The sequence below is a fragment of the Pseudonocardia sp. SID8383 genome (assembly GCF_009864975.1).
Classification (GTDB): domain Bacteria; phylum Actinomycetota; class Actinomycetes; order Mycobacteriales; family Pseudonocardiaceae; genus Pseudonocardia; species Pseudonocardia alni.
In genome coordinates this window covers 1-2430 of record NZ_WWFY01001248.1, presented here as the reverse complement: position 1 = coordinate 2430, position 2430 = coordinate 1, and the positions used below count along the sequence as shown (strand labels likewise).

The 2430-nt window shown below is 75.3% G+C and carries 4 protein-coding genes; 2 read left to right on the top strand and 2 right to left on the bottom strand.

The window, feature by feature from the left end; all coding sequences use genetic code 11:
• A partial coding sequence (locus GTW08_RS30695) for a DEAD/DEAH box helicase (RefSeq protein ID WP_346010000.1) occupies positions 1 to 586 on the bottom strand: 586 nt, incomplete at its 3' end.
• A 16-nt stretch (positions 587 to 602) separates the two neighbouring features.
• Positions 603 to 752 carry a hypothetical protein gene (locus GTW08_RS30690; RefSeq protein WP_157818196.1) on the bottom strand — a complete coding sequence of 50 codons (150 nt, stop codon included), beginning with the start codon at positions 750 to 752 and terminating at the stop codon, positions 603 to 605.
• A gap of 149 nt (positions 753 to 901) precedes the next feature.
• On the opposite strand from GTW08_RS30690, the gene GTW08_RS30685 reads away from it, so the two are divergent.
• Both GTW08_RS30685 and GTW08_RS30680 read left to right on the top strand, forming a co-directional pair.
• Positions 902 to 2113 carry an acyl-CoA dehydrogenase family protein gene (locus GTW08_RS30685; RefSeq protein WP_073574543.1) on the top strand — a complete coding sequence of 404 codons (1212 nt, stop codon included), beginning with the start codon at positions 902 to 904 and terminating at the stop codon, positions 2111 to 2113.
• The coding region (locus GTW08_RS30680) for an acyl-CoA dehydrogenase family protein (RefSeq protein WP_161152892.1) at positions 2106 to 2430 on the top strand (325 nt) is incomplete at its 3' end. The genes GTW08_RS30685 and GTW08_RS30680, both read left to right, overlap by 8 nt.

Sequence of the window (2430 nt, the reverse complement as noted above, 5' to 3'; positions counted from 1 at the left end):
CGGCGACGTCGTAGCTGCGGGCGGCGACCTCCAGCACCGGCGCGGGCCGGTCGTCGTCGCCCAGCAGCACGGCGGGGCGGGCCGCGTCGAGGGTCGCGGAGGTGGCGAGCAGCCGCAGGTCGGGCCGCAGCCCGTCGCGGGCGTCGAGCAGCAGGGTGAGCAGCAGGTCGGCGTCGAGGTGACGCTCGTGCACCTCGTCGAGGACGACGGTGGACACCCCGGCCAGCTCCGGGTCCCCGGCGAGGCGGCGCAGCAGCAGGCCGGAGGTGACGACCTCGACCCGGGTGTCCGGCCCGGTGCGGGCGTCGCCGCGGACGCGGTAGCCGACCGGCCCACCGACCTCGGTCCCCAGCAGCGACGACATCCGGGCCGCGGCGGCGCGGGCGGCGACCCGGCGCGGCTCGGCGACCAGCACCGTGCCCCCGGGTGCCGGGCCGGAGCCGTCGAGCCCGGCCAGGGCGAGCGGGACGAGGGTGGTCTTGCCGGTACCGGGCGGGGCGACGAGCACGGCGCCGCCGCGGTCGTCCAGCGCCGCCCGCAGCTCGTCGAGGACGGCGCGGACCGGCAGGTCGGGGAGTGGGGGCATCACTCCCGAGTATGGGTCAGGCCAGCCCGCTGTACGACAGCACCATGATCACGACGACGGCGGCGGCCAGCCCGGCGGTGATCAGCAGCAGCACCCAGCCCGGCAGCGCGGTCCCGTCGAGGACGGGGGCCGCGGGACGGTGGGTGGCGGCGGTGGTGGCGGGCATCGTTGCTCCTGCGGTTCGGACTGCGTCGGACGGACGAACCTGATGTCGCGCACGGACCAGGAACCGTTAACCGTGGTCCCCGAAACTGATGACGGCTAGGTTCGGAGCGACGTCGACGACGACCGTCAGGCCCACCTTCCGGAGGTGCGATGAGCTCGCCCACCACGACCCGACCGGCATCCGACGCGGCCCGCGTGGCACAGGCCGCCCGGGAGGTGGTCGAGGCCCACGACCCGCTGTCGGTGCCGCGCGAGGAGCTGTTCGGCGCCCTCTACGACGCCGGGCTCGCCTGGGTGCACCACCCCGAGGGGCTCGGCGGCCTCGGGCTGTCCCGCGGGCTCCAGCCGGTGGTCGACCAGATCGTCACCGACGCCGGCGGCGAGCGGATGTTCGCGGTCAACCCGATCGGCTACGGCATGGGCGCGCCGACCGTGGTCGAGTACGGCCAGGACCGTGACCGGGTCGGGGCCTGGCTCCGGCCGATGGCCACCGGCGAGGAGATCTGGTGCCAGCTGTTCAGCGAGCCCGGCGCCGGCTCCGACGTCGCGGGCCTGGCCACCTCCGCGGTCCGTGACGGTGACGAGTGGGTCGTCAACGGGCAGAAGGTCTGGACGACCCTGGCCCACGTCGCGCGGTGGGGGATGCTCGTCGCCCGCACCGACCCCGAGCAGCCCAAGCACCGCGGCCTGACCTACTTCGTGATCGACATGACCCAGCCGGGCGTCGACGTCCGCCCGCTACGGCAGATGACCGGGCAGGCCGAGTTCAACGAGGTCCACCTGCACGACGCCCGGGTCCTCGACGCGCACCGGCTCGGTGAGGTCGGCGCCGGCTGGAAGGTCGCGATCACCACCCTGATGAACGAGCGCACCGCCATCGGCGGGGTCACCGGGCGGCGCGGCAGCGGCGTCATCGGCGAGGCCCTCGGCCTGTGGCGGGCCCACCCCGACCGGCACACCCCGGTGCTGCGCGACCGGCTCGCGGCACTGTGGACCCGCGCCGAGACCCACCGCCTCACCCTGGCCCGCGCGCGGCGCACCGCGAGCGCCGGACAGCCCGGTCCGGAGGGGTCGGTGTCCAAGCTGGTCGGCGCCGAGCTGAACCAGGACGTCTACGAGTTCTGCATGGACCTGCTCGGCCCGGACGCGCTGCTCTACGACGACTGGACGATGGACCGCGGGCGGGTGCACACCGACCCGAACTCCACGGTGCAGCAGCGCTTCCTGCGCTCGCGCGCGAACACCATCGAGGGCGGTACCTCGGAGGTCATGCGCAACATCCTCGGCGAACGCGTGCTGGGTCTGCCCGGCGAGCCCCGGTCGGACTCCGACCGCCCCTGGAAGGAGGTCCCCCGTGGCTGAGCAGGAGCTCCGGGAGTTCGACGTCACCGACGAGCAGCGCGAGCTGCGCGCGGCGCTGCACCGCTTCGCCGAGCGCCAGCACGACGAGGCCACCCTGCGCCGGCTCGTCGACACCACCGACGGGTTCGACCGGGCACTGTGGGCCCGGCTCGGCACCGAGCTCGGCGCGCTGTCCCTCGCGGTGCCCGAGGACCTCGGCGGCGCCGGCGGGACCTGTGTGGACCAGGCCGTCGCGGCGGAGGAGCTGGGTGCGGCGCTGGTGACCGGGCCGCTGCTCGGCACCGTCGCGCTCGCGGTCCCGGCGCTGGTCGCGGCCC

What these genes read in the sequence shown, in the direction of transcription:
- GTW08_RS30690 (WP_157818196.1), bottom strand. Translation starts at nt 752, where the DNA reads ATGCCCGCCACCACCGCCGCCACCCACCGTCCCGCGGCCCCCGTCCTC.
- GTW08_RS30685 (WP_073574543.1), top strand. Translation starts at nt 902, where the DNA reads ATGAGCTCGCCCACCACGACCCGACCGGCATCCGACGCGGCCCGCGTG.